A 2828-nucleotide genomic window follows, 5' to 3' on the forward strand; every position below is an offset into this window, starting at 1 on the left:
AAGTAACACTAAGTAATGATACTATCAGAATAGAAACAGCCCAATATAAGGAGCCGTGAATCCCAGCCTTATTCACAATAGGTATCCAGATAAACACACCCGTCATATAAGTTGTATAAAACAAGATTGATGGCCAGTATCCCTCAAAGCCTTTCGAAATCTGTAATCCATAAACAATGTAAATAAGCATAGGTGTGAAGATAGTCGTTATTAGTAGACTAAATGTAGTTATACTTTGCACCACAAGTCTTTTTTGTTTTGTCGTATGTATCGTATAACACCTCACTTAAAATGAAATCAGTAGTTGTTATTACCTATTCTATCCGAAACGAGGTTGTTATATATGCGCCATCCAATTGATATTCCCGTTACGAGGGAGACTCAATCTAAATCCACATAAAATTAAGTAGAGTTCAAAAAAGGAGGATTTTGTGATTCTTATAAAATTAATGGATATATTCAAAACCTTAATCATAAATGGAACAAATGTRTTACTTAGATTGTCTATTACGTATAAAAAAGGTGTTTTTGGTAGTTCTCTCATTTTGTAATGCAAGAAATACAAGAGGAGTGCTATCCTGTACATTTGTTAATTGTATCGGCATGTAAAATACCTATACAAAATCCATAAATTCTTGAAAGAGGTTGAAAATGTATGATAGTTTCAAAGAAGTTTTTTCACATTTCGCATTATAAAAAGATGTTACCTGCAGTATTACTTTCATTTGTAACGCTTATAGGTTGTTCCAATAGTAATATTCAATCCGAACCACCGAAACAAACCAAACAAGAAAATACAAGTAATCATTCTTTTGTAAAGCTGGAAAAAGAATATGATGCTAAACTTGGTATTTATGCATTGGACACAGGTACGAATCAAACTGTTACTTATCGTTCAGATGAACGGTTTGCATACGCATCTACCCACAAAGCCCTTGCTGTTGGAGCACTGTTACAAAAGAAATCAATAGAAGATTTAGATCAAAGAATTAAATATACTAGCAAAGATCTTGTGAATTATAATCCAATTACTGAAAAATATGTAGATACAGGTATGACTCTGAAAGAGCTTGCGGATGCTTCCATTCGATATAGCGATAATACTGCACAAAATCTTATTCTTAAACAATTAGGTGGGCCAAGTGAATTCAAAAAATCACTGAGAGAAATAGGAGATACTGTCACAAATCCTGAACGTTTTGAACCAGAATTAAACGAAGTGCAGCCAGGAGATACTCGTGATACTAGTACCCCAAAGGCATTAGTTACTAGTCTTAAAGCTTACGCGCTAGGCGATATACTTTCAATTGAGAAACGGAACTTTTTAATAGATTTGATGAAAAAGAATACTACGGGGGACAACTTAATTCGTTCTGGAGTTCCAGAAGAATGGGAAGTAGCCGATAAGACCGGCTCTGGGTCTTATGGAACAAGGAATGATATCGCAATCATTTGGCCACCAAATAAAAAGCCAATTGTTCTTGCGATACTTTCTAATCATGCTAAAGAGGATGCGAAATACGATGATAAACTTATTGCAGACGCAACCAAAATAGTGTTAGATTCTTTAAAAGTAACGAATAAATAATTACGCCTACTTTACGGCACATATAGTTTGAAAGACATGTACGTATCTAATCGCTAAGATGTATAAGTGAATTTATCCAAATTATTCAATACCGAATAAAAAGCATCTCTTTGTAAAGATTTACTATGTTTTAAATGAGCAAATATTTTAGAATATATAGCTTTTGAGCAATCAAATTTTAGTTTTTTGAAATATAGTATGCTGCACTGGAGAACAGATTAATCCACTATAATTGTCGAATATTCTATACTTAGTTTTATCCAGGCTGATATACTATAAACACAATAATTCTAGAAAGGTGATGATGTTATGTATGAACAACAAAATAATAGGGATAGAGATAAAAAAATGATGTTTTCTATGCAAGGAATTCCCACAAATAAAGTTAACATGAATCAATTACCTAAATGGATTAGGATTTTCGGCTATTGTGCGTTTGGTTGGATGATAGTATTTAGTTTAATTATGATTGTTGGTTTAATTCTTCAATAATAATACTGATAAATGGTTAAACGGGACAATATTTAGATCATACATCTAGGTAATGTCCCGTTTTGTATATGTAATTACTCAATGATATAGTAAACCGATCATAACAAAAAGAACCTGTAGAAAATCCTACAAGTTCTTTTTCAAATATTGTTAAAAAGGGAACAACAAACTATCTTAACATTCAATACAAGGAGACCATTTTGATTATGGCTTGGTTTTATTGTATATCGAATATAAATATTTGAAGAGATCAATTTTCGGAAATTATGTGAATTAAAAACCTAGGGTGTTTATATTAGATTTCGTTTACTACCAACTTCTTATTACTTAAATAAACTGCACGATCTGATTTTTTAGCAACTTCCTGTGAGTGCGTCACAACAATAATGCATTTATTTTCTTTATGTGCAAGTTCTTGAAACAGTTCTATTATATCCATTGCCGTTTCTTCGTCGAGGTTTCCTGTCGGCTCATCCGCAATCAGTAAATCAACATTACAAGATAACGCTCGAGCAATTGCTACACGTTGTTGTTGCCCACCACTTAGTTGCAGGACGTTTCGTTTCGCTTCTACTTCTGTGAGTCCTACCTTCTCTAATAATTCTAATGCCCTTGCCGTTTTATTTTGCACTTTAACACCTGTAATTTCCATTGCTGTTAGGACATTTTGAAGAGCAGTCATATAGGTAATCAAATTATAAGATTGGAAAATTACCGATACATTTTGATTACGGTACCGATCTAAACC

Annotated in this window: 3 protein-coding genes and 1 pseudogene; 2 read left to right on the plus strand and 2 right to left on the minus strand. The window is 32.8% G+C overall.

What is annotated here, in order from left to right; translation table 11 throughout:
• A pseudogene (locus AC1DTM_RS21680) lies at window positions 1–244 on the minus strand (hypothetical protein); the annotation flags it as partial.
• 411 nt (window positions 245–655) lie between these two features.
• Here AC1DTM_RS21680 and bla point away from each other — a divergent pair.
• Entirely contained in the window at window positions 656–1588 is a 933-nt protein-coding gene (gene bla, locus AC1DTM_RS21685; RefSeq protein ID WP_016104951.1) for a class A beta-lactamase, read from the plus strand.
• Between the two features lie 309 nt (window positions 1589–1897).
• On the plus strand, window positions 1898–2080 hold the full coding sequence (locus AC1DTM_RS21690) for a hypothetical protein (protein WP_002032329.1): 183 nt from the start codon (window positions 1898–1900) through the stop codon (window positions 2078–2080).
• A gap of 295 nt (window positions 2081–2375) precedes the next feature.
• On the opposite strand, the gene AC1DTM_RS21695 is transcribed toward AC1DTM_RS21690, so the two are convergent.
• On the minus strand, window positions 2376–2828 hold a 453-nt coding region (locus AC1DTM_RS21695), incomplete at its 5' end, for an ATP-binding cassette domain-containing protein (protein WP_477000849.1).

This window comes from Bacillus sp. P4_D3, assembly GCF_056401855.1.

Excerpts from the sequence above, each read along its gene's own strand:
- AC1DTM_RS21690 (WP_002032329.1), top strand. The coding sequence starts at position 1,898 with ATGTATGAACAACAAAATAATAGGGATAGAGATAAAAAAATGATGTTT.
- bla (WP_016104951.1), top strand. The coding sequence starts at position 656 with ATGATAGTTTCAAAGAAGTTTTTTCACATTTCGCATTATAAAAAGATG.